Origin of the sequence: Cobetia sp. 10Alg 146 (assembly GCF_029846385.1) — a bacterium.
GTDB classification, from domain to species: Bacteria; Pseudomonadota; Gammaproteobacteria; order Pseudomonadales; family Halomonadaceae; genus Cobetia; species Cobetia marina.
This window is the reverse complement of record NZ_JARWKT010000013.1, coordinates 1-26,772: the sequence shown is the minus strand read 5'-3', so window position 1 is coordinate 26,772 and position 26,772 is coordinate 1. Positions and strand designations below refer to the sequence as shown.

Here is a 26,772-nt window from a genome sequence, read left to right as displayed (position 1 = left end):
GGCCAGCAGTCCACACTGTCAGGTGTCGCGAGGCCACGACGCACGAAAGAGTCATCTCGTGATGACCTGACTCATCCCGCGCGAAGGCGCTCGGCAGACACTCTCCCCCGGTTTCCCTGCACCGATGGGCGCGTGAGACCACACAACATGGCCTCGTGACTGATAAGATAGCGGGGTGACGAAATTCATGCGCCGTCACCCCGGTTCACCGACAGACCCGAGTGTCCTGGTCCTGTCCGAGTGACTGGCCGCTGTTGCGCCCCTCTATTTTTTTGCCTGGATAACCGCTCTCTCATGACCGGACTGCTTTCCCGCCTCACTGGCCGCCTGTTCGCCCCTCGCTGGCAGCATGCCAACCCGACCATTCGCTCCGCTGCCGCGGCCCAGCTGGACCCTGAAACGCCGGATCAGCGCCAGATACTCGAGTCTCTGATTCTCGAGGACCCTGCGCTTGAGGTGCGTCATGCCGCTCTGGCACGCATGGCGACACCGGAGCGACTGCTGCCGCTGCTGGACCGGGCCGACGGGCTGGTACGCGAGCGACTCGTCGAGCTGCTGAGCGGTGGTCAGGACGCCCCCTCCCTGCTGGATCGCGAACAGCTGGTCGCACGCCTCGATGACAATGAGCTGCTGGCCGCCATCGCGGCGCGCGGGGACAATCAACAGTTGCGTCTGGTCGCGCTGGAACGTCTCACCGATGAAGCCGCCCTGATCCATCAGGCCTGCCACAACAGCATCGCGGCGGTGCGCCATGCCGCCGCCGCTCGCATCACCAGTCAGGACGGGCTGGAGCAGCTGGTGCGCGGCGCCAGACGCGATCGTCACGTCCAGCGTCAGGCCCGCGACACGCTCGCCCAGCGCCGCGCGGATGCCCAGCAGGCAGACGCTCTCAATGCCAGCCGTGACAACCTGCTGCGCCAGATGGAGAAGCTGCCGCGTCAGGCCTGGGAAGACAGCGTGCCATCACGCTATCGCTCACTGCTGCGCGAGTGGGAGCGACTGCCGGCCGCCGACCACGACGTCCAGCAGCGTTTCGAGGAAGCGCGTCTGCAGGCGTACAAGGTCATCAGCGATCACGAAGCCCGTGAACAGGCCATCCGTGAGCATGAACGCCTGAGCGCCAACCTGAGCACCCACCTGGAAGAGATCCTCACGGCCCTGCACCAGGCGCGCGCGGACCTCCTCAGTCGCGAGTGCGTCAATGATCATGACTTCGCCAGCCTTCAGGCTCAGCGTCGTCTGCAAGGCGAACGCTGGCGCGAGCTGACCGACCAGTTCTCGGCCCCTGCCGAGCTGCTCGAACGTCATCAGCGCCTGCAGCAACAGCTGCAGGACCCGCTCGATGCCTGGTATCGCCATCAGCTGTGCCAGGGCGAGATGGACGCGGCGCTGGTCGACAATGACCTGGAACAGATGGCACGTCTCGAGCGCGAGATCGCCTGGCCAGCAGAGCTGCCGCTCACCAGAACGCTGCATGCCGTGCGCCAGGCGCTGGAGGCAGCTGCACCGCCGGCGACGACCGATGAAGAGAGTGCCGACGAGGCCGCCGCGACCGATGAGCCCGCCACGGACAGCAGCGACAAGCCCAGAACGCTTGATCTGGAAGCCATCAGCGCCGAACTGGATCAGCTGGACACCTACCTGGAAGCCGGCAAGCTCAAGCCCGCCAGTCGCCTGCATCGTTCACTGCGCGACCGCACCGAAGGCCAGCTCGACAGCGAGCGTCAGACGCGCCTTCGTCAATTGGGCGCTCGCGTCGCGGAGCTGCGTGACTGGCAGAACTTCGTCGCCGCTCCCAAGCGTGAACAGCTGCTGGAAGCCATCTCCACATTGGCCGAGCGCGAGGACCTCAGTGATGAGCAGCGCGACCGCCAGCATCAGCAACTGATTCAGCAGTGGCGCAGCCTGGGCGATGCCGCTGCCAGCCGTGAGTCCAGCCAGTCCTTCCGCAGCGCCTCGGACAGCATCAAGCAACAGCTGCAGGATTACCGCGAAGCGCGCAAGCAGGCACGCGAGCACAACCTTGCCATGCGTGAGGCGCTCTGTGAGCAGCTGGAATCGCTCAATGGACACGCCATGGGCGATGCGGACCCGGACGCCCTGCGCCAGATCCGCGACCGCGCACGCGAAGAGTGGCGCCGTCACACTCCGGTACCGGCAGGCCCGGGCCGCCAGCTGTCGCATCGCTTCGGTGAAGCGCTGACCGCGCTGCAAGGCTTGATCGACCAGCGCGCCGGCGAGATCGCCGCGGCCAAGCAGGCATTGGTGGACGCCGCCGAAGCGCTGGCCGATGAAGACGCTCCGGCACGTGCGCGCGCCGAGCAGGCCAAGGCACTGCAGACCCGCTGGCGGGAACTGGGCCGTGCCCCCAAGGGCGAGGAGCAACGCCTGTGGTCTGCCTTCCGCGCCGCCTGCGACCGCATCTTCGCCGCACGTGATCAGGACCGTGAAGCGCGTGACACGCGCGAGCAGGTCCGCCTCGAACAATGGCAGGCCCTGATCGAGCGCCTCGATAGCTGGGAACCGACGACCCTGGAAGACGCCGCCCAGCTGGACGACGCCCTCAAGGAAGCCGACGCGCTGGGCGCCCTGCCGCGTGGCAAGCGCGGTGACGGCATGCGTCGACGCTGGAATGGCATTCTCAAGCGTCGCGAACAGCGCCTGGATGAACTCCATGCCCAGCAGCTGCGCCAGGAATGGCAGCAGTGGCGCGACCTGCTGGAGCAACATGCCGTCGCCGATGCCAGTGCACGCCAGGGCAATATCGAGGATGTCGAACTCCCCGACTCACCGGCGTTCGACGATGCCAGCCGCCAGGCCAATGCCGCGCGCAACCAGATGCGCCGTGCCGAGCCGGTCAGCGCCAACGCCGCCAATGAGCGCCTCGCGGAGCTGCGTGTCCATCTGGCGATCCTGTTCGAGGCGCCGCTGGGTGCGGAAGACGAATCGCGGCGCCTGACCGTTCAGGTGGCCCGCATCAATCAGCAACTGGGCGAGCGCCTTGAGCGTGATGAGGAACTCGACGAGGTGCTGGATGCGCTGCTGGCCAATGGTCCGCTGGACTGGGAAGCCTGGCAGGCCGAGTTGCCGCGCTTCGATGCCCTGTTCAACCACTGACGGCGTCGGGTCGGCATAGACAGTCAGCTGACCGGCACCCTACGACGACGAAGCCCCCGTCTCTCCTCGAGACGGGGGCTTCGTGGTTTTCACGACAGGAAAAGTGCGCTTGCCCCTCTCCTGTCAGATCCTGGTTCCTGTGAGTGCGCTCTGCGGCCTCTTGTACGCTTGATGGCCTCTTCCGCCCTGCCGGGTTCTGCCACCCTGCGGGTACGTCGCGAGACGCCGGGGCGCATGAGCACGAACGGACATCAGCCCATGAACTGGCCACCATTGATGTCCAGATTGGCACCGGTGATGAAACCGGATTTCTCGTCCGCGAGGAATGCCACCGCGCGAGCGATCTCGTCCGGCTGACCATAACGCTTGACCGGAATCGTCTCGCGGATGGATTCACGAATCTCTTCCGGAATCTTCATGATCATGTCGGTGGCGATATAGCCCGGCGACAGAGTATTGACGGTGATGCCCTTGGTCGCGGTTTCCTGTGCCAGCGCCATGGTCAGACCATGCATGCCCGCCTTGGCGGCCGAGTAGTTCACCTGACCGAACTGGCCCTTGCGGCCGTTGATGGAGGAAATGTTCACGATGCGGCCGTACTTGTGCTCCAGCATGTCATTGATGACGGCACGGCAGGTATTGAAGACGCTATCGAGGTTGCAGTTGATGACTTCGCGCCACTGCTCGTAGCTCATCTTGCGCATGGAGGTATCACGCGTGATCCCTGCGCAGTTGACGAGCACGGCCACCGGCCCGAAGCGCTCGCGAATTTCATTGACGCCTGCCTGACAGGCTTCGAAGTTGTCCAGCTCGATACCGGAAAGCGCGATGTTCTCGAACCCGGCAGCACGCTGTTCCTGCAACCAGCCTTCTGCCTTTTCCTTGTTCCTGTAACCGGCAATCACCTGGTACCCCTGGCTCGCCAGCTCACGACAGATGGCGGAACCGATGCCACCGGTGCCACCGGTGACCCATGCAACGGGTGCTGTTTGCGTCATGTTATTGTCTCTCCCTGTTCCTGGAACGTCCTGTGCCCGCAAGGGAGCACAGCATGGCATTTCGCCGTTGATCGCTCATCGACTGGCTGGCGATCTTCCGGTAACGACAAACACTGACAGGCGTCTCTGACAGCATGGCGACAACCGTGCGCTCGGTGAAGACTGTCACCGCCCTGCGCGAGGCGTGTCACTCTCAGTATGGACAGGATTCCCACGGAAAGTATGTAGCAGATCTCTCACATTGATTGAGGTCAATTCCATCACCCTCGCTCCCCCCCATCGCCTGGCCGCCTCAGGAAAGTCTTCCGGCTGATTACGGGATAACGGTTGACTCAGCACTGTATATCCTTATACTACGCCCCACGTTGATGCGGGGTGGAGCAGTCTGGTAGCTCGTCGGGCTCATAACCCGAAGGTCATCGGTTCAAATCCGGTCCCCGCTACCAGCAAGCGCCAGCAGTTTCGGCACTTGGGAAACAACGTGATGTTGCGGGATGGAGCAGTCTGGTAGCTCGTCGGGCTCATAACCCGAAGGTCATCGGTTCAAATCCGGTTCCCGCTACCAACCTCTGATGCGTCAGAGTTGGAGCAAAGGCAGTACCCAGTGTTGCGGGGTGGAGCAGTCTGGTAGCTCGTCGGGCTCATAACCCGAAGGTCATCGGTTCAAATCCGGTCCCCGCTACCAAGAATTCGAAAGGCCTGATGCCCTGCATCAGGCCTTTTTCGTATGCGTGACATTCCTGTGCGAGGATATCGACGAGGCCAGCGCCCGGCCCTCGTTCCTCCCATTCTCCACGCCCATCCCCTTCACACTCATCACGTCAGTCTCGAAGGAGTGCCTGCATGCGCCACTGGCTGGTCAAGACCGAACCCGACGCCTTCTCGCTGGAAGACCTGCGCCGCGAGTCGCCGGCACTCTGGGATGGCGTGCGCAACTATCAGGCGCGCAACTTCCTGCGCGAGATGCAGCTCGGGGATGTCGTGCTCATCCAGCACTCCAGCTGCAAGGTACCTGCAGTGGTCGGGCTGGCCGTGGTCAGCGAGCTCGCCCTGCCGGACCCGACAGCCAGCGACCCCGAGCACAAGGGCTTCGACCCTCGCCAGATGGCGGACCTCGAGGCCGGCAAGACGCCGCGCTGGGTCGCTCCGCGCCTGCGCTATCTGCGTTCGCTGCGTAGTGCACTTCCCATCGCGCGCCTGAAGGAGAAGCCCGAGCTGGCCGACAGTCACCTGGTCCGCCGTGCCCGCCTTTCCGTCATGCCATTGAGCGAGGACGAGATCCAGTGCATCGCCCGCCTGGCCGGGGACGACCTCAAGCCTTGAGACCCCCGCCCGCGCCAGATGAACCCTGCACATCTTGAACTCGCCCGCCGCGGCCCGCATCATCAAGCCAGCCGGCTCGCGTGCGAGCCTTGAATCGCAGACACTTCCGGGGCATGCATCATGATCATCGATCCCAATACCGGCCAGCCACTGACCGGCAATGACACCACCGCCGCCCAACCACAAGGCGTGGTAGGCGGAGCTGCTGCCAGCGCCCCCCGCCAGGCAGAAGACGCCAACACCTACATCATCGATGTCGACATGAGCAATCTGCAGCAGGTCCTCGAGGCCTCACAGCAGGTACCGGTGCTGCTGGACTGCTGGTCTCCCCAGAGCGAGCATTGTCGCGTCCTGACGCCGATTCTCGAGATGCTGGCTCGTGAATATGCCGGTGGCTTCATCCTCGCCAAGCTGAACGCCGAGGAACAGCAGGACATCGCTGCCCAGCTGGGAGTGCGCTCGGTACCCGACGTCAAGCTGGTCATCCAGGGCGGCCTGGCAGGCAACTTCACCGGCGCCCGCCCGGAAGCCGAGATTCGCCAGTTCCTCGAGCAGCACAAGGTGATGCCTGCTGCCGGTGCCGGCCCCAGCCTCGTCGAGCAGGCCGCCAGCGCACTGGAAACCGGCGACCTGGCGACCGCCAAGGCGATTTACCAGCAGCTGGCGCAGGAATCCCCCGAGACACCGGACTACCGCATCCAGCTCGCCTCGGTCCTGGTCGCCGAAGGCAACGGCAAAGAGGCCCGCCAGCTGCTGGACTCCCTCAAGCCGGAAGACCGCGATGGCCCGAAGGCGCGTGGTGTGCGTGCACGCATCGATTTCATCGCCGAGGCGCCGAGCCCGGAAGAGGTCCAGGCCATGATCGAGCGGGATGACAGCGAGGCCCGCTACCAGCGCGCCATGCGTGATCTTGCCGATGGCCACTACGAGCTGGCGCTCGATGCCCTGATCGGCCTGATGAAGACCGACCGCCAATACGGGGATGATCTGGCCCGCAAGACGCTGCTGCGCGTGTTCGATGCCCTCGGCGCGACCCATGAGCTGACCGTGCGCTTCCGCCGCCAGCTGTTCGCCCTGATGTACTGAGTCGCAGACGGCAACCACCTTCCCACGACAAGGGGCCCCGAGGACGTGAGTTGTCCTCGGGGCCCCTTGTCGCAGGTAGCGGATGAATGTCGTGAAGCGTGTGCGTGCAGCAGGACGGGAAAGGATGCGGATGAGCCCTGGATTCAGCCGCCCCGACGCGTCCACCCTTTCAGCAGTGATGGCCTCGCACGCGCTTCGCGGGCGCTGAGCGGACAGCCAGGCGGGAGCTCTTCCAGCGCGGGCGTGATGGCCCCCGCCTCCTTCGCCCTGGCCAACCGGAGACTCCCGCCCCTGCAACACCATTCTCGACATGCCATCACGCCGGACGACTCAACATCGGCTCGCGCCCAACGAGATGTCTCTGCCAGCTCATGTCTCATCATCATCCCTCCTGAGGATGCCCGCTCACGATGAACGGCCTGCCCTCAGAGTTATCGATAATGATTCTCAATTCAAGGTTTCGCTCGCCACTTCCTGCCAGCATCTCATCGGCGCTTGATCCAGATCAGACATCTGACTACCCCTGCAGCGCACCTTTCAGGCGTTCATCGAGACGCTGCAATGCCTGCTCAAGCTGCTGACGTGTGGTGGCGTAGTTCAGGCGCACGAACCCCGGCCAGCCGAAGTCGGCCCCGTCGGAAAGCGCGACACCGCACTCCTCCAGCAATGTCTGCTGAGGCGAATCGCCCAGGTCGGCCTCACGCATGTCCAGCCAGGCCAGATAGGTCGCCTGGGGGCGCGTCATGCGAACGCGCTCCCAGCCGGCCACATGCGCTTCGAGCAGATCGAGATTGCCGCGCAGCACCTCCAGCAGCTCCTGACGCCACGGCTCTCCCTCACGCCACGCCGCTTCCGTCGCCACCATGCCCAATACATTGGTATCCGGCATCAGGCCACGGGTCGCGGCGACGAAGCGCTGACGCAGGTCCGGATCGGTGATCACCGCACAGGCAAAGGTCAGTCCCGCCGTGTTGAAGGTCTTGGAAGGCGCCCACAGTGTCACGCAGCGCGCCGCCAGGCGCGGATTGAGGCTGGCCAGCGGGATATGCCGCGATGCGGGGTCCACCACCAGGTCGGCATGCAGCTCGTCGGACACCACCAGCAGATCATGACGCTCCACCAGTGCTGCCAGCGCCTCGAGCTCTTCCTCGCGCCAGACACGGCCGGTAGGATTGTGTGGATGGCACCACAGCAGCAGTTCCGTCTCGGGAGTGATCGCGGCTTCCAGTGCCTCGAGGTCCAGCTGCCACAGGCCACCTGGCTCGGCAGGCTCCGCCAATGGCGCCATCTGCGCGATACGCCCCGTCTTCTGCGCAACCTGCAGGAAGGGCGGGTAGATCGGCGTGGTCGTCACGACCCCCGCCCCTTCTGACGTCAATGCCAGGCTGGCGAGATGCAGTGCCGGCACCACGCCGGGCAGCCAGACGATGGCCTCACGCGGTATCTCCCAGCCATAGTGCTCACGGCTCCAGTCGCGCAGACTGTCGTCGAGCCCCTGAGAGGGCTTGGCATAGCCGTAGATCGGGTGAGCAACCCGTTCCGCCAGTGCACGCGTCACGGCCGGCGGCGCGCTGAAGTCCATGTCGGCGATCCACAGCGGCAGGACATCCGCGCCGTAGCGCTCCCACTTCTGGGAGGGATACTGACTGCGGTCAATGGGGGTGATGAAATCGTGCTCCATGTAGAATCTCTCCCGGTGCTGGCCCATGCGAGCCATGAAGACATGAGGCACCACCTGCCGCTCGAACCGCCGGCAACAGGCGGACAACCCCGTGGAATGACTACAGCATAAGGCTTTGTGCATGTCCGAAGACACCTTTTACCCGCAAGCACAACGCGGTCTCCCCGGCCTGTTGCGTGCCTGGCTGACCCATGGAAGAGGCGACAACCAGCGCCTGGCGGTATTGCTGGCCGATACGGCCCGCGTGGCGAAACTGGGGCAGCCTGAGAGCAATCCGGAAGGCGAGCAGCTGGAACGCTGGGCCCATGACGGCGGCGCCCCACTGTGGGCTCCCAAGGCCGCCCTGTTCCTGCTGATGCAGATGCCGGCGCGCCCGCTGCCGCAGGATGAGGACGAGGCCTGCGCCTGGGCGTACTGCTGGATACGCATGCGTGAGCACGAAAGTCCGGATGCCGCACTCATGGCACTGCCCGACCACCTCAGAAAGCCGCTGGCCTGGCCCATGGAAAGCGCCTGGAAGGATCTGACCCACCAGCGCCTGATCTAGCGCTTGTCCCGGTCGCCCCTTGACACATGGGCGCATGCCCTTCCCCGCTGCGACAACGACACCTTCCCCTGCCCCACCTCTGGCGCCCCCCCCCGTCCACAAGCGTGGTGGGGCACTCCAGGCGAACCTCGTTGCCAGCCTGACTGGTACGGCTCGTCTCTGCGGGCATGACTCTCCTCCACATGCCTCCTCCTGAGTGTCTGCCTGACTCCTTCCCCAGGCGCCTCCTGCCGCCCTTTTACGTTTAATCACCGTTTCATGAAGCATGATAAACGCAGGGATTTCTGCACCTGCCGAGGAGTAAAGTGCTTTCAACCGTCCAAGAACGGTAATTCAACAAGAATCCGCTGGCCGAGTCGCCGAGACACAGTGACCGGCAAGCTTCTGGAGAGCTCTCAATGACCACCTCCCTGATTGTCGGACTGGATGGAACGCCGGGCGGCGACAGTGCCATCGCACACGCCAAGCGCGTCGCGACGCTGGTCGGCCCCGAAACCCGCATCATTCTCTGCTATGTCGTCGAATGGTCGCCCTACAGCTTCAACACGCCGGAGGAGAACGCCCAGCGTGCGAGTCGCCGTGAAAGCGAGATCAAGCTGGCACGCGAGCGCGTTCTCGCGCCTGCCATCACGGAGCTCGAGAAGGAGGGGTATCAGGTGGAAGGCCGCGTTCGTCACGGTGACGCCGCCGAGATCCTGAGCCTGCTGGCGCGGGAAGTGAATGCCGAGCAGATCATCGTCGGTCGCAAGGGGGAGAGCATGCGCTCTCGTATCTTCGGCAGCGTGACCGCGCATCTGATCCAGGAAGCCTCGGTCCCCGTCACCGTCGTGCCCTGATGGATGACGCCAGGCGTCCGCAGACTGATCCCACAACAATGACAACATGCTCCCGAGGTCCCTTCTCATGAGTCGATTCCGCTCCCTTGCCCCCTGGGCTGCTGCCATGGCAGCGCTCATGGCCGCAGGCTCTGCCCGTGCCGAAGGCATGGATCAGGCCATCAGTGACATCGTCGGGCCGATCGTCAATCCGATCGTCTCCACCATCTTCTATTCCGTGCCGGTGGCAGGCACCCAGTTCCCGCTGATCGTCGGCTGGCTGATCATCGCTGCCGTCGTCTTCACGCTCTATTTCGGCTTCGTGCAGTTCCGTCTGTTCGGGCATGCCGTGCGTCTGGTCAAGGGCGACTACACCGACCCGAAGGATGAAGGCGAGGTGTCCCACTTCCAGGCACTGGCCACCGCGCTTTCCGGCACGGTCGGGCTGGGCAACATCGCCGGTGTCGCGGTCGCCGTCTCGCTGGGGGGGCCGGGCGCGACCTTCTGGATGATTCTGGCCGGCCTGCTCGGCATGGCCTCCAAGTTCTGCGAATGTACCCTTGGCGTGAAGTACCGCAACGTCAATGCCGACGGCTCCATCTCCGGCGGCCCGATGTACTACCTGTCCAAGGGCTTCGCGGAGAATGGCAAGGCCGGGCTTGGCAAGATCCTGGCGATCTTCTTCGCCATCTGCGCCATCGGCGGCTCCATCGGCGGCGGCAACATGTTCCAGGCCAACCAGTCCTATCAGCAGGCCGTCAACGTCACCGGCGGTGATGCCAGCTTCCTGATCGGCTACGGCTGGCTGTTCGGTCTCGTGATGGCCGCCATCGTCGGCATGGTCATCATCGGCGGCATCAAGTCCATCGCTCGCGTCACCGAGAAGCTGGTGCCGATGATGGCGGTCATCTACGTGATCGCGGCTCTCATCATCCTGGGCTTCAACTTCAGCGCGATTCCGGCGGCCTTCGGCGCCATCATCGAAGGTGCCTTCGCACCGGTCGCGGTCGGCGGCGGTATCGTCGGCGTACTGATCCAGGGCTTCAAGCGCGCCGCCTTCTCCAACGAAGCCGGTATCGGCTCCGCCGCCATCGCCCACTCTGCCGTGAAGACTTCCCAGCCGGCCACCGAAGGCATCGTCGCGCTGCTCGAACCGTTCATCGATACCGTCGTCATCTGCACCATGACCGCACTGGTCATCGTCATCACCGGTGCCTATCAGGTCGAAGGCCTCGGCGGCGTCCAGCTGACGTCCTACGCCTTCGAGACCGCCTTCCCGTGGTTCCCGTATGTGCTGGCGCTGGCGGTGCTGATGTTCGCCTTCTCCACCATGCTGTCCTGGTCCTACTACGGCCTGAAAGCCTGGACCTACCTGTTCGGTGAGAGCAAGGGTGCCGAGATCGTCTACAAGCTGATCTTCCTCGCCTTCGTGGTCATCGGCTCCTCCATGAGCCTCGGTCCGGTCATCGACTTCTCCGACGCCATGATCTTCGCCATGTCCATCGCCAACATCATCGGTCTCTACTACCTGATGCCGGTCGTGAAGCGCGAGCTGAGCCAGTACCTCGCCAAGCTGAAGTCCGGCGAGATCGCCCCGATCGACAAGGAGACCAAGCGCCAGAACGCGTGACACCTCTCCCTCTCAGGCGGGTCTGACGCAGTCGTCACCCGCCGCATGACCCAAAGCCTCTGCCCTTCGGCAGGGGCTTTTTCGTTGTCGATCATGCAATTCCGTCACCAGGACGGCGGAAACCACCCAAGTCGCATTGCCGCGGCGCAGCGCAATGGGTAGGGTGTGGCGCTCACTGGCCGAACTGGCCGGAATTCGTTTCAACGAGGACGTCTCATGCTCGCTTCCATGCACGCCATGGTGCTGCGCAACCCCGGCCCGGATGCCGACTTCGAATGCACGCAATGCCCACTGCCGGAACCCGGCCCCGGACAGGTGCGCATTCGCGTCGCCGCTTCCAGCGTCAACCCGCTCGATCTCAAGCTGGCCAGCGGGCAGGTCGCCCTTCTCCCCCCCGAACCCTGCATCCTGCATGGTGATGTCGCCGGCATCGTCGATGCCGTCGGAGACGATGTGCTGACCTTCTCACCGGGCGATGAAGTGCTCGGATTTGCCGGGGGTGTCGCGTCTCACCCCGGGGCGCTGGCGGATTACATGATCGCCGATGAGCGTCTGATCACCCGCAAGCCGCGCCGCCTGAGCTTCATGGAAGCCGCGGCATTGCCTGCAGTGTTCATCACCGCCTGGCAGGCGCTGGTGGAACGTGGCCAGCTGGAGGCGGGGCAACGCGTACTGATTCACGGCGGCGCCGGCGGTGTCGGTCATGTCGCACTGCAGATCGCCCGTTGCATCGGTGCGGAAGTCGCCACGACCGTCTCCACGGATGACAAGGCGCAGCTGGCACGTGCCTGTGGCGCGGACCACGTCATTCGCTACCGCGAGGAAGCGGTGGCCGACTACGTGGAACGCCTGACGGCTGGCCAGGGCTTTGATCTGGTCTTCGATTGCGTCGGGGGTGACAACCTGGCCGCCAGCTTCGTCGCCAGCAGGCTGGGCGGGCGCATCGTGACCATCAATGCGCGCACCACGGTAGATCTCTCGCCGCTGCATGCCGGTAGTCGCAGTCTGGAAGTGCTGTCGATCCTGCTGCCGCTCAGCGCCGGCATCGGTCACGAGCAGCAGCGTCAGGCACTGGGCAAGCTGGTAGAACTGGTCGAGGAAGGCGAGTTCAAGGTGCGCCTGGACGAGCGCCAGTTCGACTTCCGTGAAGTCGCCGAGGCACACCGACATCAGGCCTCCGGCAAGGCACTGGGCAAGATCTCCCTGCTGCGCCGCCAGTTCTGGGACGCCACTTGATGACAGCGGTACTGCATGGCGAGCTTGGCCTGCAGCTGCTCAAGCTGCTGATTTCGGTCGCGGTGGTGATCGGCCTGTCGTTGATCGCGGAGCGTCTCTCGACGCGCATGGCCGGGCTGCTGTCCGGCTATCCGCTCGGCACGGCCATCACGCTGGGCTTCATCGGGGTCGAGATTTCCCCCGAATTCGCCGGTGAGAGTGCCATCTACACGCTGGCCGGATTCTCCTCGACCCTCGCCCTGGGGGTCGGCTACTGGCTATGCGGGCGTGCAGAGGGGCTGCGCGGCGTCATCAACGGTACTCTGGGTGGCCTGCTGGGCTGGCTGGCGGCCAGCGTGATCCTGGCGCAGTTCGAGTTCACCCGCGTCAGCGGCGTGATCGTGACGCTGATCGCCATCATGCTGTGCATGCGCCTGTACCGCGACGTACCGGAAACCCGCAGTCGCAAGGCCCCGTTCTCGTGGCCTTCGCTGCTGGCGCGTGCGGGCCTCGCGGCCGGCATCGTGTTCGGCATCACCGCGCTGGCCCATCTGTTGCCACCGTCCTGGGCCGGGCTGGTGGCGGCCTTCCCTGTCACCATGTATCCGCTATTGATCATTCTGCATCTGACTCAGGGGCCGGCCGCTGTCGCCACCGTGATCAAGCACTACCCGGCGGGCCTTGGTTCGCTGCTGTGCTATTCACTGGTGGTCTCGCTCAGCTACCCGAGCATGGGGGTCGCGGCGGGCACCCTGCTGGGGTTCGTGATCGCGACGGCATGGCTGGGCGTGTTCACACCGCTGCAACGACGACTAGCCGCACGGCGTACAGCCAGCGTCTGAGCTTCCTGATAGGCTGAAAAGCCCGCAAGGACGCACAGGAGCGATGACATGTACTTCAAGACGCTGGAGCCGGCCTTCTTCGATACCGATGCCCTCGGACATATCAACAACACGCGCCTGCCGGCCTGGTTCGAGTGGGCGCGCAATGACCTGTTCCGCGTCTTCGTGCCGGATCTCGACCCGCGCAAATGGCCGCTGATCATGGCGCGCATCGAGGTCGACTTTCTCGCCGAGCTGCAATACGGCCAGGATGTCGAGATTCGCACCTGGCTGTCGCGGCTTGGCGGCAGCTCCTTCACCGTGACCCAGGAAGCCTGGCAGCGCGGTATCTGCGGGGCGCGTGGCCACTGCGTGCTGGTGCAGTTCGATCATCACGCCAAGCAATCGCAGCGCATCGAAGGCGAGCTGCGCACGACCCTGCTCTCCCACCTGCACGAACACACTGACAGCGCCGAGCTGGATCTCCCTGCCCTGCGCGAGAAGGCCCGCGCGCTCGGCACGCACAGCACGGCGCCCGCCGGGAGCGTACCGGCATGACACCCGCGCTCAAGCTGCTCAAGGGCAAGCCTCACCGTACCCTGGAATATGCCCATGACCCTCGGGCGCCTGCGTATGGCGAAGAGGCTACCCAGGCGCTGGGGCTTGAGCCGGCACGGGTCTTCAAGACACTCGTCTGTCAGCTGGAAGGCAGCAGTGCCCGCCAGTCGCTGGTGGTCGCCGTGGTGCCCGTCACCGGCACGCTGAACCTCAAGGCACTGGCGCGTGCCTGCCATGCCCGCAAGGCAGCCCTGGCCCCCCACGAGGCCGCCGAGCGCGCCACCGGCTATGTGGTCGGCGGCATCAGTCCACTGGGCCAGAAGAAGCGGCTGCCGCTGTGGGTGGACGACAGCGCCGAGGGGGTGGAGGAGATGTTCATCAGCGGTGGACGCCGAGGACTGGAGATCGGTCTCGCTCCCGCGCTACTGTGTGAACTGGGCAATGGGCAGTTCGCGCCGCTGGCGCGTGAGGACTGAGGCTCTCGCCACCTGTCACCCTGTCGCTACCTGCCGCCACGCCAGCGAGGAGGCCCGATGGGCATTCGCTACAGCAAGTGGATCTATCCGGACATGACCGAGCTGCATGCGCAGGTCGAGGCCTCGCTGGAGCAGTGGTTCGGCGAGCGCTTCGCCGACTACCCGCACATCAGCTTGCCGGGCCTTGACCCCTACGATTATGATGGCTGGTTCAATCGTCTGGCCCCGGAGCTGATGGCGCGCGGCAGTGACTACTGCGAGCGCGAGTGGCATGGCTATGTGCCGAGCCCCCAGCAGCTCAACCAGGCGTTCTTCCGGGCCGTCTCCCGGTCCAACAAGTGTGTGCTGGAGCCTGACTGCAAGCATGGTGATCCTGACCAATCATAGTCCCGACGCGCGTGAGCTCGAGATCATCGAGCGCCAGCTCGGGCGCAAGCCGCGCGGCATCCAGGCCGTGGCCGCCACCGATGGCGAGGGCACCCCGCTGGTGCTGCGCATGCATTCGCTGGTGGATGGCAAGCCCTTCCCGACCCTCTACTGGCTGTGCGACGAGCGCCTCAAGATCTCGCTGTCACGCATCGAGGCCGAAGGCGTGATCAAGGAGCTGGAAGAGAGCCTCAAGACCGACGAGGAACTGCTGGCGCGCTATCGTGCCAGTCATGAAGCCTATGTCGCCGAGCGCTGGAGCTTCATGAGCGAGGCCGAGCGCAGCGCCATCGAGTCCCAGGGCTTCGCTGAGCTGATGCGTGAGCGTGGCGTCGGCGGCATCCGCGACTGGAATCAGGTGCGCTGCCTGCACACCCAGTACGCCCAGCACCTCGCCTATGCCGAGGGCAATGCCATCGGGCACTGGGTCGATGCCAACTATGACGTGCTGTCCGAGCTGCCCTGAGCCCTGCCTGCGATCTAGCCGACACTCAGTCCCTCGAGCAGAGGCCGTCGGCCAGGAGGCACAAGACGAAGAAGCCCGCCAATTGGCGGGCTTCTTGCGTCGTGCAGGGGGCGTTTCGGCTTACAGCGAGTGCGCGAACACCAAGGCGATGCACAGCGGGCAGATCAGGCGCACGTACCACGGCCAGATCTTCCAGAACAGGCTGGACTCGATGTCCGGCGCCCCGCTCTGGATCTCCTTGAGCAGCGCATGGCGCGACATTGCCCAGCCGACCAGCAGACACATCACCAGCGCGACCAGTGGCTGGCTGTACTGGGTGGTCAACATGATCACCAGACCGAACAGCGCCCCGAAGTTGGCGGCGATGGTCAGACTGATGGCCATGATGGCGGCCCCGACGGCCAGGGTGGCGGCACGCCGTCCCAGCCAGCCACGCTCGACCACGAAGGATACCGGCACTTCCAGCATCGAGATGGAGGAGGTGATGCCCGCCACGCTCATCAGCGCGAAGAACGCCACCATCAAGACGTCTCCCGCGCCACCCATCTGACCGAACAGCGCCGGCAACGTATCGAACAGCAGCGTGTCGGAGCTCTTGAGCAGGCCGTCGGCATCGAAGATCTCGACGCCCAGATGACGCGCGGCATACATGGCCGGAATCACCAGCAGGCCGGCCAGGAAGGCGATGCCGACGTCGATCAGCGTCACCAGCACGCCGAGACGCGGCAGGTTCTGCTCCGGCCCCAGATAGGAGCCGTAGATCAGCATCGCCCCCACGCCGAGCGACAGCGAGAAGAATGCCTGGCCCATCGCGCTCAGCATCAGGTCAGCATCGAAGATGCGATCCCACTGCGGGGTCAGATAGACACTCAGGCCTTCATCGGCGCCCGGCAGGGTCAGCACGTAGCCGATCAACCCCACCAGCAGGGCCAGCAGCAGCGGCATCAGACGTGTGGACCATTTCTCGATCCCGCCGCGCACGCCACCGACCACGATCGCCATGGTCAGGGCGAGGAAGACCGCCGTCAGCGAGACATTGCGCGTGAAGTCGAATGTGGTCAGCCAGCTGGCGGCGGACGACATGCCCAGCGCCGCGCTGACCGGCGCGGCGGTATAGCCCAGCAGCCAGCCCGCGACGATGGCGTAGAAGGCCAGGATCAGGCTGGCGGTCAGCATGCCCGCCCAGCCCGCCAGCGCGCCGAAGCGCTTGGTGATGCCGCGTCCCAGACTCATGCTGGTGACGATATTGGCCTGACCATGCCGCCCGATGACCAGCTCGGCCATCAAGGCCGGCCACGCCAGCAGGAAGGCCAGCACCAGATACATCACCACGAAGGCCCCGCCTCCGTTGTTGGCGGTCTGGGACGGGAAGCCCCAGACGTTGCCAAGCCCTACTGCCGAACCAGCGGCGGCCATCAAGAAGCCCAGCCGACTGGCGAAGCGTCCGCGCACCTGCGCCATCTGTCTCTCCTGCCTTGTTGTCCCGCGCCCGCCGTCAGGACGTCGCGTCATGTTGGAGTGCACCCCGATGAAAAGGCTCATGGGCGTCAGCGCCCGCCAGCCGTCGCCTGCGGGGGCGGCAAGGGTAGCAGAGCAGGCCCGTGAATGCAGGTACCACGCCGAGCATGCTCTCTCACTCTGCAAGGCAAGGTTGCGCCAAGGCGTCATGGCCCCGCCGCACAACTCGGGTAGGATGGAGACCACGACATTCTGGCGTGGCACTCGACCTTGCGTGCCACAACACACCTTCAGGAGAGCAACATGCATCGCATCTGTGTCTATCTGGGTTCCCGCGAGGGGGCCTCCCCGCAACACCGCCAGCAGGCCGAGGCACTGGGGACCGCGATCGCCGAACGTGGCTGGGGACTGGTCTATGGAGGAGCACGTGCCGGACTGATGGGCGCTTTGGCAGATGCCGCGCTGGCCGCAGGCGGTGAGGTGGTCGGCGTGATCCCGCAGGCGCTGGTGCGCAACGAGAAGGCACACACCGGGCTGACTCGGCTGATCGAAGTGGCGGACATGCATGAGCGCAAGGCCCAGATGGCCGCGCTGGCGGATGGTTTCGTGACCCTGCCGGGCGGGATCGGCACGCTGGAGGAGCTGTTCGAGACCTGGACCTGGCAATACCTGCGCTTTCACGCCAAGCCGATCGCCGTCCTCGACAGTGACGGCTTCTACGCGCCGCTGCTGGAATTTCTGGATCGCACCGTCGAGGCGGGCTTCCTCGACGCGGATACTCGCGCCCGCCTGATCAGCGAACGCGAGATCACTCCCCTGCTTGACCGCCTGGCCCCCTCGTCAGGCGAGCAGGCCTGAAGCAAGCAGCATGGGTCAAGCCTCCGTGACGGGGTGTCGTGCACCGGCCTGATCGCGACAGGCCGGCTCCCCGAGATAGCGACTGCGCTTGCTGGCAGTGATGCGCCGGATATCGACCATCACCAGCCCATCGATGCAGTAGCCGAAATCGGCATCGACGCTGAAGTCGAGGAAGCGAGTGCCGCCGGGCTCGGTGACCTCGGCGTACTGCTTGTAGAGGGTCGGCACCGTCACGCCCATCGCGTCCAGCTGGGCGCGCAGGCGACGGAAATCACCCTCGGCATCCTGACCATCGAACAGACGCTCAGCCTCATGGGCGGCACTGCCCGGCGCACTCTGCGCGACCGGTGCCCGTGCACGGGCCAGCCCCTCCTCATCCCCGTAGTAGTGGCGGTAATAGCTGACGATCAACGCCCGAGCAGCCTCCGGGTAGCTGTTGGAGAGCGTGACCGGGCCGAACAGCCAGCGAATCTCGGGGTGACGGCGCAGATAGGCACCCAGCCCCTGCCACAGGTAATCGAGACTGCGGCGCCCCCAATAGCGTGGCTGCACGAAGCTGCGCCCCAGCTCCAGGCACTCCTGCATATGCGCGAACATCTCCGGCGTGAAGCGGAACAGGGTCGGGCTGTAGAGCCCCTTCTCGCCATGTGCCGCCATGATCTTGCCCACCTCACCGATGCGATAGGCCCCGGCGATCTCGAGATCGGCGTCATCCCACAGCACCAGATGGCGGTAATGCGCGTCGTAACGGTCAATGTCACGACGCTCTCCCGTCCCTTCGCCGACGCGGCGGAAGCTCAACTCGCGCAGCCGACCGATCTCGCGCATCACGCTGGAACCGGGAAAGGCATCGAACAGGTAGATCTTCTTGCCGTCGCGGGTCTCACCCAGCAGCTCACACGGCGTCAGTTCCTCACGCAGCGCCTGGCGCTCCTCCGGATGACCGATGGCCTTCTCGGTCACGAACAGCCCGCGCTTGCCGCGTCCGATGCGATAGAGATGCTTGCGCAGCAGGCGTGTCTTGGCATTGGTACTCAGGGCATCACTGTCGAGACGCGCCAGCGGAATCAGTTCCCCGATGCGCAGCTTGAGCTGACGTTCGCGCTGGCGAAACATCTCGTGGGCCAGCAGCGGCGTGCCGAGGCCACGGTTGATCGATGACAGGGTATAGAAGAGCGTCGAGTTGCGACCACTGACGTGAATCGGCAGTACCGGCGCGTTGGTCTTGCGCGCGAAATGCAGGAAACCCGACAGCCACTTGCCGTCACGCGGCCCGGTCGGTCCTGCGCGCGAGACCTCTCCGGCCGGGAAGATGATGACGGCCTCTTCATTCATCAGTGCTTCGCAGATCTGGGTACTGCTTCTGCGATACCCGCGGCGACTGAGGTTGTCCAGCGGCAGCAGCAAGGGCGCCAGCGGCTCGACCTTCATCAGGATGTCGTTGGCGACGATCTTCACGTCACGCCGCACCTCCCCGACCAGTTTGAGCAGCGCGAGCCCGTCCAGCGAGCCCAGCGGGTGGTTGGCGACGATCACCACTCGCCCGTAGGCAGGGATGTTCTCGCGCTCCCGCGAGGAGACGGAGTAGGCGAAGGAGAAGTGATCGAGCACACGGTCGATGAAGTCGAAACCGCGCAGACCGGCATGCTCGGCGAGGAAGGCATTGATCTCGCTCTCGTGAACCAGACGCCGCAGCAGCGCCAGCGCCGGGCGACGAATCAGAGGGTGGCGCCTGGCAAAGGCGGGATACTTGGCGGCGATGACACGGGCGGTATCGATCATGCTCACTCCTTTGCGCAACGCGGTGCGTCACTCGCAGTCTGAAACAGAGGCTTGATATCACGTCAGAATCGCGCCACTTCATGACAGGTGCGTCACAGTCCCCGTACAGTGAGATGACAGACATCCGTCTGAGGACGGAGCGATCACAGCAAGGCAGCCACGGTTGCCAAGCCAAGGAGATAGCGAATGTATGCGATAGCCGTCGAGAACGAGGCGCTGGTCTGGCAGGAAACCGAGGCCCCTTCAGGTATCGCCTCGGACGAGGTGCGTATCCAGGTGGCCTGGGCCGGCGTCAACCGCGCGGATCTGATGCAGCGCGCCGGGCAGTATCCGCCCCCGGCCGGGGAAAGCGAGATTCTCGGTCTCGAGGTCAGCGGCACCATCCTCGAGGTGGGCAGACACGTGGAACGCTTCCAGGTGGGGGACCCGGTCTGTGCCCTGCTGGCAGGCGGGGGCTATGCCGAAGAGGTGGTGGTCAATGCCCTGCAGGTACTGCCGGTGCCGGAGGGCTTCGGCCTGCGTGAGGCGGCCGCCCTGCCGGAGATGTTCGCCACCGCCTGGCTGAACCTGTTCATCGAGGGCAACCTCAAGCACAAGGAACGCGTCCTGCTGCACGCCGGGGCCAGCGGTATCGGCACCACTGCCATCCAGCTGTGCGGCCTGTTCGGCCATCCCTGCTTCGTGACCGTCGGCAGTCAGGAGAAGCTGGACACCTGCCTGCGGCTGGGGGCCGATGCCGGCTGGAATCGCCACGATGGCAGTTTCGTCGATGCCGTGAACGAATGGGGCGGCGCTGACATGATTCTCGACCCGGTCGGCGGCGGCTACCTGTCAGGCAATCAGCAGGTCCTGAATCAGGATGGCCGCATGGTATTGATCGGCCTGATGGGCGGACGCATGGACGAGCTGGATCTGGGGCGCATGCTGATGAAGCGCCAGCGGTTGATCGGCTCGACCCTGCGTTCCCGCTCGCCCAAGGGCAAGGGCATGGTGCTGGATGCACTCTATGTCCACGTCTGGCCACGCCTGGCGCGAGGCGAGATACGTCCGCATATCGACAAGAGCTGGCCGATCCAGGACGCCGAGGCTGCGCATGCCTATGTGCAGGACAACGCCAGCACTGGCAAGGTGCTGCTGGCGGTAAGCGGGGCCTGAGTCCGTCGTCGACTGGCAGAACGCAAGAAGGCAGCCCGATGGGCTGCCTTCTGCAGGGGCTTTCACGCCGGTCATCTTTCGCCGGGCTGAACGCTCAGTCGTTGCGCTCGATGGCCTGGGCCTTCTGCCAGGTCAGTTGCAGCAGACGGGCATCATCTCCAGCGCGATGGCGCTGGATGCCGCCTTCGGCGATCACGGCTTCCTTGAGCTCGGCCCAGCGATTCAGCTGCTCCTCATCCAGCAGCCGGCGCAGCGCTTCCAGCCGGAAATGCGGCAGCATGCCGGCATGATGGAACAGCAACGACAACCAGGTATTGTCGTAGCCCCAGCTATCGCTGTACGCGATACGTGTCTCGCTCAGCTCATCATTGATCCACTGCGCCACTTCCCGCACCGGGCGACCTTCACGTGCCAATCGGGCGCGTGAAATACCATGCAACAACTCAGCCTTGGGGTCCCAGTGCACCCACTCTTCCAGCGGCTGGATGAGGAAGGCACAGCTGCTGCCATCGGTACGCGCCAGACCGATCTCGATCGGGTAGCTGCCGCGGCCAAAGCCGGAGGCTTCAATATCGAGCAGAATAGGCAGCGTCACACGCGTCTCCCACGGTATCTCAGGCAGCCAAGGACCAGGCAAGAAGGGGTTGAATGTCTTCAGGTTACGGGAATTGCCCCCCGTTTGGCGAGTCCTGCTCATCCGGTGGGCATCAGAAGAGACGGAGACGACAGCGCCCTCACGAGGAGGGCGCTGTCAGAGGAGGCGATCGACGACGGCAGCAGCCGTCGGATTGGCTCAGTGGAGGGCGGCTTCGTCACCGCTGCGTGCATGCGCTTCCCAGTGCTCCGCCTTGTGCGGGCAGACCGCCAGCCCCAGCGAGCCTTCACGATAGGCACGTGCCAGGCGCTGCGCGGCAAGCGCATGATGACGCTCTGCCGCACGTGCATACCAGGTCACGGCCTTGGCCGGGTCACTCTGGTATTGCGCGCAGCCATGCTCGTAGATGCACCCTGCCTGGTACTGGGCATGGATGTCACCCGCCTGTGCCGCCTTGACGACGAAACGGGCACCCTTGGCCTTTTCCTGCGCCGAACTGCCGCGCTGGAACAGCATGTGGCCGTACAATGACAGCGCACCGGTATGACCGGCCTTGGCGCAGTGATTGAACAGACGCATGGTCAGACGATGCTTCTGCTGAGAGCCGGAAAGCCAGGAGGCGTGGAACAGACGCTCCGCCAGGCGGTATTTCAGTCCGGTCATCAGGGTTGAGGCCTGCGGCATGACGAGTAACCTTGAAACAGATAAGAGGGATGACGCCGTATCTGGCCCTTTCCTGAGCCTGCGACGCTGTTCTCCTTGCCAACGCTGTCAGTTTGCCCATGCGGGCGGCCTCGCGAGGCTGCTCCCCTGACAACGGGGCGCCAAGCATACTCGCGCAATCAGGGGGACTCAAGCCCGCCTTGTGGGTTTTTGTTACGCTGCTAATATGTGCGCCGTCCCGCGAGTGAAACCGCCGCCGCACCTGCCCTGACGCACGCAGGCGACGCACGCTCGCCTTACCCGCTTTTGCCAACCACCCGACAGGGGAATCCTGCATGCAACGTAGAGCTCTAGGCCGCACCGGCATTGACGTGAGTCTGCTGTGCCTTGGCACCATGACCTTTGGTGAGCAGAACAGCGAAGCCGATGCCCACCAGCAGCTGGATCGTGCGCTCGATGCCGGCATCGACTTCATCGATACCGCCGAGATGTACCCTGTCCCGCCCAATGGCGAGACCCAGGGCCGCACCGAGCAGTACATCGGCAGCTGGCTGGCCGCACGCGGCAACCGTGACCAGGTCAAGATCGCCACCAAGGTCACCGGCCCGGGCATGGACTACCTCCGCGGTGGTTCACGCCTGACCCGCGAGCAGATCATCGCCGCCTGTGACGACAACCTGCGCCGCCTGGGCACCGATTACATCGACCTCTATCAGCTGCATTGGCCGGATCGCAAGACCAACTTCTTCGGCAAGCTGGGTTACCAGCCGGTGGAAGACGAGGACATGACGCCGCTGGAAGAAAGCCTCTCCGCGCTTGGCGAACTGGTCACCGCGGGCAAGATTCGCGCCGTGGGTCTGTCCAACGAGACGCCCTGGGGCGTGATGCAGTGCCTGAATCTGGCCGAGCGCCTGAATCTGCCGCGCGTCGCCAGCGTCCAGAATCCCTACAACCTGGTCAACCGCAGCTTTGAGGTCGGGCTGGCCGAGTTCGCGCACCGCGAAGATGTGGGCCTGCTCGCCTATTCGCCGCTGGCCTTCGGCACCCTGTCCGGCAAGTACCTGGATGGCGCCCGTCCGGAAGGTGCGCGTCTGACCCTGTTCGAGCGCTTCCAGCGCTACAACGCGGAGCCGGCCCAGCACGTCATCGCCTGCTACGTGGATATCGCACGCCGTCATGGCCTGAACCCGGCGCAGATGGCACTCGCCTTCGTCAACACGCGTCCGTTCCTGACCAGCAACATCATCGGTGCCACCACCATGCTGCAGCTGGAGAGCAACATCAAAAGCCTCGAGGTGGAACTGAGCGACGAGGTGCTGGCCGAGATCGAGATGATCCACAACACCGCGCCGAACCCCTGCCCCTGATCTGTCCCTGACGCGCAACCCGACAGGCCGGTCGTGATGACCGGCCTGTTCGTCTCCAAGGAAACCCCATGAATCCCGCTGAACTGAGCATGATTCTCATGGCCGTGGCCGCCGGTGCCATGATGCCGATCCAGGCCGGCGTCAATTCCACGCTGGCCCTGCAGACCCACAGTTCGCTCATGGCCGCCATGGTCAGCTTCGTGATCGGCTCGATCGCCCTGATCGGTATCGTGCTGGCCATGCGATTGCCCATGCCGGGTATTGGTGCCCTGAAAGCGGCTCCCTGGTGGAGCTGGACCGGCGGTCTGCTGGGGGCCTTCTTCGTGGCAGCCAGCGTGATCCTGGTACCCAAGCTGGGCGCGGCCACCATGATGGCCACCTTCCTGGCGGGCCAGCTGACGGCTTCGGTCGTTCTGGATCACTTCGGTTGGGCAACCTTCCCGCAGCATGATCTCTCGCTGGGGCGCGTGGCGGGCGTGCTGTTGCTGTTCGCTGGCGTCTTCCTGATCCGACGCTATTGATGCCTTTGGCGTCACGCATCGCAATCTATGGCCCCGATAGTCCCGACGGACTCGGGGCCATGTTGTCTGCCTGATATACTGAGACCTTTCCCCTGTCAGGAGGTCTTCATGCTGAGTGTGATTTCGCCCGCCAAGTCGCTGGATTTCGACAGCGCCCCCGTGACCTCCCGTCATACCCAACCCGACTTTCTTGATCAGGTTCAGCCGCTGATCGATATCCTGCGCGAGCAATCACCGCAGGACATCGCAAGCCTCATGAAGCTTTCCGACAAGCTGGCCGGCCTCAATGCCGCTCGCTTTCAGGAATGGCAGCCCCCCTTCACGCCAGACAATGCCAAGCAGGCGGTACTGGCCTTTCAGGGAGATGTCTATCAGGGCATGGCGGCAGAAACGTTCAGCGAGGAAGAATTCGAGCGCGCGCAACACAGGCTGCGCATTCTCTCCGGCCTCTACGGGCTACTGCGCCCGCTGGATCTCATCCAGCCGTATCGTCTGGAGATGGGCACCCGCCTGAGCAACCCGGCCGGCAAGGACCTCTACGCCTACTGGCGCAAGACGCTGACGCCGGCACTGGAGCAGGCCGTCGAAGACAGTGGCACGCCGATACTGGTCAATCTGGCCTCCAACGAGTACTTCAAGGCCATCGACGCCAAGGCATTCCGCCACCGTATCGTGACGCCGGTCTTCAAGGACGAGAAGAACGGTCAGTCCAAGATCATCAGCTTCTACGCCAAGCGTGCACGCGGCCTGATGAGCGCCTGGATGCTCAAGCACGATATCGAGACGGCTGAGGACCTCAAGGACTTCGATGTGGCCGGCTACCGCTTCTCCAATGCCGCCTCAGAGGGCGATACGCTGGTCTTCACGCGCAGTGAGGCCGACGCGGCACGCGCCTGACGCGCGCCTTGCAGGTCGCCCTGCAACTCACCCACCCAACCCGGGGAACGCCAGGTACTCTCCTGCCCGAGGTTTGAGATAACGGCGATGAATATCACCGAAAAGGACGTGATCCGCGCTTCCAAGCCATTCGTAAGCCACCATCTCGGCGCTGACGACACTGGCCCCCGCCGCCTCGCAGCGGGTCACTCCCAATGCTGCCTCACGCGGGCGGCGACTGGCGACACCATCAGCTACCAGCGCCACTCGATACCCCGCACCGCATAGTGACAGCACGGTCTGCATCACGCAGACATGCGCCTCGGCACCACATACCACCAGCTGATCACATCCGCTCTGCTCCAGCGCCTTTCGAAAATCCTGCGCCTCCAGCGCGCTGAAGCTGCGCTTGGTGAAGCAGCGGGTTCGCTCGCTCAGCAAGTGTGTCATGGGAACACTTTCGCCCAGCTTGTCCGGACAGTGCTCCGTCAGCCACACGGGGATTTCCAGCGCCTGGGCGATGCCGCCCAGCCAGATGGCACTGTTGATGGCTTCGGTTCCGCCACTCAGTACCGGCATCAGGCGAGCCTGAAAGTCGATCAGCAACAACAATGACCGTCTCGCCATCAGGTGTTGAGACTTTTCGTCGTCCATTGGTCCTCCCACGTCGATTCTAGGGCTAGAATGGGGCTTCCACTTACACGCTAGCGCATCCAAGGAGATCCCACATGCGCCATCTGTTCATCATGCTGATGGTCGGCTTGCTCGGCTTCGGTCTGAGCGTCGAACACGCGGAGGCCAAGCGCCTCGGCGGCGGCAAGAGTTTCGGTAGCTACTCACGATCCGCTGACAGCGGAAAATCCTCCAGCTCACTGTTTGGCAGCAATAAGGCCACCAACAGCAGCACTGCAGCGAAGTCCAAGCCCTCCAGCGGTCTGTCCAAGTTTGCCGGCCCGCTGGCAGGTCTGCTGGCAGGCGGACTGCTGGCATCGCTGTTCTTCGGCGGCGCCTTCGATGGTCTGCGCATGACAGACTTCCTGATCATCGCGGTGATCGCCTTCATCGCCTTCAAGTTCCTGAGCGCGCGCAAGAAGGCCGCCATGGCGAGCGGCGGGCCGGCAGGCAGCGGTAGCGCCTCCCCCCGTCACGATGATCAGCCACGTAATGTGCAGGCACGTGAAGCGCACCAGGAGCAGGGCGAGTCGCTGGCGCCTGCTGGCGGTATCGGTGCAGGGCTGGGCGGCGGAGCTCCCGTCAGTGAGCCTGCCTGGTTCGACAAGGAACAGTTCCTCGGTGGTGCCAAGGAGCACTTCATGACCCTGCAACGCGCCTGGGACAACAATGACCTGCCGCGCATCCAGGAATACGTGACGCCGGAGCTCTACAACATGCTGCGCGAAGAACGCGCTCAGCAGCCAGCCAACAACCGTACCGAAGTCGTGCGTCTGTTCGCTGAACTGGGCAGCGTGCAGGAAATCGGCAAGCAGGCGGAAGCGACAGTGCTGTTCCACGGCGTGCTCGACGAGAATGGCGAGCAGAACGAGTTCAACGAGACCTGGCACCTGGTCCGTGAGCTGCGCGATGGTGCAGACTGGTACATTCAGGGTATCGAGCAGAACAGCTAAACAGCTCCTCCCTCCCTGATGCGGTCTTCACACTGAGGACTCCATCAGATACCAGAGCGGCCGGATGATCACTCATCCGGCCGCTTTTTCATGCCTGCAAGGCAAGGAGCCAGACGGCAGACATAAAAAAACCGGCCACTGGGGAAGTGGCCGGCGGACTGGCTGCTCGACTGCAAGGCAGGAGTGCCATATCTCAAAAAGTCTGCTGATGGGATAGCACAGACAAGTTTCTAAGCAAGGGAACGTCGAAACTCACCTACTCAGAGTCTGGCATGACGCTTTAGTTCACCCTGATGAAGAAAAAGTCGAGCAACTCCGAGGTGCGCAACCCGCGACGCTTGACGCTCGATAAAGATAAGCCGCCCTAGCACTTCCTCCGCTCTCGGAAACAACGGACTCATGCGAGCCTCACGGCGCTCACGTGCATCACCTCGACAGACACGATGTGAATACCCTGAGGAATCGTGCAGCGAGGTTTTCCACACCCTCTTGCTCTCTTGCCCCCTTGCCCCCTGCGACTCCCTGGAACTCTGCTCCCCGTCTACGGCTTCCCCTGGCAAGCACGACGCAGTCCTTCCTTTGTCTCTCTTCTCTTTCGTGCCACTTTTTCCGCGCACAAAGAGAACCGCCCCTGCAGCTGGGCTGCAGGGGCGGTTCGGTATAAGTGCCTGACGATGACCTACTCTCACATGGAGAAACTCCACACTACCATC

Annotated in this window: 24 protein-coding genes, 3 tRNA genes and 1 pseudogene; 21 read left to right on the top strand and 7 right to left on the bottom strand. The window is 64.1% G+C overall.

Annotation, left to right across the window (positions count from 1 at the left end):
* The first annotated feature begins 294 nt into the window (after positions 1-294).
* Complete coding sequence (locus QD172_RS16980) at positions 295-3,117, top strand: DUF349 domain-containing protein (protein WP_279856340.1); 2,823 nt, start codon at positions 295-297, stop codon at positions 3,115-3,117.
* Between the two features lie 251 nt (positions 3,118-3,368).
* Here QD172_RS16980 and phbB read toward each other — a convergent pair whose 3' ends face one another.
* A complete protein-coding gene (gene phbB / locus QD172_RS16975; RefSeq protein WP_077373584.1) occupies positions 3,369-4,115 on the bottom strand; it encodes an acetoacetyl-CoA reductase in 747 nt (248 codons plus the stop codon).
* A gap of 369 nt (positions 4,116-4,484) precedes the next feature.
* Between phbB and QD172_RS16970 the strand changes: the two genes are divergently transcribed.
* The 5 genes from QD172_RS16970 to QD172_RS16950 all read left to right on the top strand — a co-directional run bounded on the left by QD172_RS16970 (position 4,485) and on the right by QD172_RS16950 (position 6,524).
* Positions 4,485-4,561 (top strand) — tRNA-Met (locus QD172_RS16970).
* Between the two features lie 42 nt (positions 4,562-4,603).
* Positions 4,604-4,680 (top strand) — tRNA-Met (locus QD172_RS16965).
* A gap of 43 nt (positions 4,681-4,723) precedes the next feature.
* A tRNA-Met gene (locus tag QD172_RS16960) sits at positions 4,724-4,800 on the top strand.
* Positions 4,801-4,958: 158 nt separating this feature from the next.
* Positions 4,959-5,438 carry an EVE domain-containing protein gene (locus QD172_RS16955; RefSeq protein ID WP_176504123.1) on the top strand — a complete coding sequence of 160 codons (480 nt, stop codon included), beginning with the start codon at positions 4,959-4,961 and terminating at the stop codon, positions 5,436-5,438.
* 120 nt (positions 5,439-5,558) lie between these two features.
* Complete coding sequence (locus tag QD172_RS16950) at positions 5,559-6,524, top strand: tetratricopeptide repeat protein (RefSeq protein WP_347882037.1); 966 nt, start codon at positions 5,559-5,561, stop codon at positions 6,522-6,524.
* Between the two features lie 517 nt (positions 6,525-7,041).
* Here QD172_RS16950 and QD172_RS16945 read toward each other — a convergent pair.
* Positions 7,042-8,205: a PatB family C-S lyase gene (locus QD172_RS16945; RefSeq protein WP_279856339.1), complete on the bottom strand. Its 1,164-nt coding sequence runs from the start codon at positions 8,203-8,205 to the stop codon at positions 7,042-7,044.
* 121 nt (positions 8,206-8,326) lie between these two features.
* On the opposite strand from QD172_RS16945, the gene QD172_RS16940 reads away from it, so the two are divergent.
* The 9 genes and pseudogenes from QD172_RS16940 to QD172_RS16900 all read left to right on the top strand — a co-directional run bounded on the left by QD172_RS16940 (position 8,327) and on the right by QD172_RS16900 (position 15,159).
* The gene (locus tag QD172_RS16940; protein WP_279856338.1) at positions 8,327-8,752 is read left to right on the top strand and encodes a hypothetical protein; all 426 of its coding nucleotides are present in this window, start codon (positions 8,327-8,329) and stop codon (positions 8,750-8,752) included.
* 398 nt (positions 8,753-9,150) lie between these two features.
* On the top strand, positions 9,151-9,588 hold the full coding sequence (locus tag QD172_RS16935) for a universal stress protein (RefSeq protein WP_077373569.1): 438 nt from the start codon (positions 9,151-9,153) through the stop codon (positions 9,586-9,588).
* 67 nt (positions 9,589-9,655) lie between these two features.
* Positions 9,656-11,197, top strand: coding sequence for an alanine/glycine:cation symporter family protein (locus QD172_RS16930; protein ID WP_077373566.1), 1,542 nt, complete (start codon positions 9,656-9,658; stop codon positions 11,195-11,197).
* Positions 11,198-11,413: 216 nt separating this feature from the next.
* Positions 11,414-12,433, top strand: a complete 1,020-nt coding sequence (locus QD172_RS16925; protein WP_279856337.1) for a zinc-binding dehydrogenase — start codon at positions 11,414-11,416, stop codon at positions 12,431-12,433.
* Positions 12,433-13,254, top strand: a complete 822-nt coding sequence (locus tag QD172_RS16920) for a hypothetical protein (RefSeq protein WP_084207779.1) — start codon at positions 12,433-12,435, stop codon at positions 13,252-13,254. Before QD172_RS16925 ends, QD172_RS16920 begins: the two co-directional genes overlap by 1 nt.
* 48 nt (positions 13,255-13,302) lie before the next feature.
* Positions 13,303-13,701: pseudogene (locus QD172_RS16915) on the top strand (thioesterase family protein); the annotation flags it as partial.
* An 86-nt stretch (positions 13,702-13,787) separates the two neighbouring features.
* The gene (locus QD172_RS16910) at positions 13,788-14,267 is read left to right on the top strand and encodes an aminoacyl-tRNA deacylase (RefSeq protein ID WP_279856336.1); all 480 of its coding nucleotides are present in this window, start codon (positions 13,788-13,790) and stop codon (positions 14,265-14,267) included.
* Between the two features lie 57 nt (positions 14,268-14,324).
* Positions 14,325-14,654, top strand: coding sequence for a hypothetical protein (locus QD172_RS16905; RefSeq protein ID WP_077373554.1), 330 nt, complete (start codon positions 14,325-14,327; stop codon positions 14,652-14,654).
* On the top strand, positions 14,632-15,159 hold the full coding sequence (locus tag QD172_RS16900) for a DUF501 domain-containing protein (RefSeq protein ID WP_077373551.1): 528 nt from the start codon (positions 14,632-14,634) through the stop codon (positions 15,157-15,159). Before QD172_RS16905 ends, QD172_RS16900 begins: the two co-directional genes overlap by 23 nt.
* A 120-nt stretch (positions 15,160-15,279) precedes the next feature.
* On the opposite strand, the gene QD172_RS16895 is transcribed toward QD172_RS16900, so the two are convergent.
* On the bottom strand, positions 15,280-16,620 hold the full coding sequence (locus QD172_RS16895; RefSeq protein WP_077373548.1) for a sodium-dependent transporter: 1,341 nt from the start codon (positions 16,618-16,620) through the stop codon (positions 15,280-15,282).
* A gap of 300 nt (positions 16,621-16,920) precedes the next feature.
* Between QD172_RS16895 and QD172_RS16890 the strand changes: the two genes are divergently transcribed.
* The gene (locus QD172_RS16890; protein WP_279856335.1) at positions 16,921-17,475 is read left to right on the top strand and encodes a TIGR00730 family Rossman fold protein; all 555 of its coding nucleotides are present in this window, start codon (positions 16,921-16,923) and stop codon (positions 17,473-17,475) included.
* Between the two features lie 15 nt (positions 17,476-17,490).
* On the opposite strand, the gene QD172_RS16885 is transcribed toward QD172_RS16890, so the two are convergent.
* Entirely contained in the window at positions 17,491-19,257 is a 1,767-nt protein-coding gene (locus QD172_RS16885; protein ID WP_279856334.1) for a lysophospholipid acyltransferase family protein, read from the bottom strand.
* A 186-nt stretch (positions 19,258-19,443) separates the two neighbouring features.
* Here QD172_RS16885 and QD172_RS16880 point away from each other — a divergent pair, with 186 nt between their 5' ends.
* On the top strand, positions 19,444-20,412 hold the full coding sequence (locus tag QD172_RS16880) for an NAD(P)H-quinone oxidoreductase (protein WP_279856333.1): 969 nt from the start codon (positions 19,444-19,446) through the stop codon (positions 20,410-20,412).
* Between the two features lie 94 nt (positions 20,413-20,506).
* Here QD172_RS16880 and QD172_RS16875 read toward each other — a convergent pair whose 3' ends face one another.
* The gene (locus tag QD172_RS16875; RefSeq protein ID WP_077373537.1) at positions 20,507-21,007 is read right to left on the bottom strand and encodes a hypothetical protein; all 501 of its coding nucleotides are present in this window, start codon (positions 21,005-21,007) and stop codon (positions 20,507-20,509) included.
* A gap of 198 nt (positions 21,008-21,205) precedes the next feature.
* Positions 21,206-21,691, bottom strand: coding sequence for a sel1 repeat family protein (locus tag QD172_RS16870; RefSeq protein WP_077373534.1), 486 nt, complete (start codon positions 21,689-21,691; stop codon positions 21,206-21,208).
* 314 nt (positions 21,692-22,005) lie between these two features.
* On the opposite strand from QD172_RS16870, the gene QD172_RS16865 reads away from it, so the two are divergent.
* The 3 genes from QD172_RS16865 (at position 22,006) to yaaA (ending at position 24,455) form a co-directional block, all read left to right on the top strand.
* Positions 22,006-23,037 carry an NADP(H)-dependent aldo-keto reductase gene (locus QD172_RS16865; RefSeq protein WP_077373531.1) on the top strand — a complete coding sequence of 344 codons (1,032 nt, stop codon included), beginning with the start codon at positions 22,006-22,008 and terminating at the stop codon, positions 23,035-23,037.
* A 68-nt stretch (positions 23,038-23,105) separates the two neighbouring features.
* Positions 23,106-23,558, top strand: a complete 453-nt coding sequence (locus QD172_RS16860) for a DMT family transporter (RefSeq protein WP_077373528.1) — start codon at positions 23,106-23,108, stop codon at positions 23,556-23,558.
* 108 nt (positions 23,559-23,666) lie between these two features.
* On the top strand, positions 23,667-24,455 hold the full coding sequence (gene yaaA, locus QD172_RS16855; protein WP_279856332.1) for a peroxide stress protein YaaA: 789 nt from the start codon (positions 23,667-23,669) through the stop codon (positions 24,453-24,455).
* Between the two features lie 27 nt (positions 24,456-24,482).
* On the opposite strand, the gene QD172_RS16850 is transcribed toward yaaA, so the two are convergent.
* Positions 24,483-25,088, bottom strand: coding sequence for an isochorismatase family protein (locus QD172_RS16850; RefSeq protein WP_279856331.1), 606 nt, complete (start codon positions 25,086-25,088; stop codon positions 24,483-24,485).
* 74 nt (positions 25,089-25,162) lie between these two features.
* Here QD172_RS16850 and QD172_RS16845 point away from each other — a divergent pair, with 74 nt between their 5' ends.
* Positions 25,163-26,059, top strand: a complete 897-nt coding sequence (locus QD172_RS16845) for a Tim44-like domain-containing protein (RefSeq protein ID WP_077373522.1) — start codon at positions 25,163-25,165, stop codon at positions 26,057-26,059.
* The last annotated feature ends 713 nt before the right edge of the window (positions 26,060-26,772 follow it).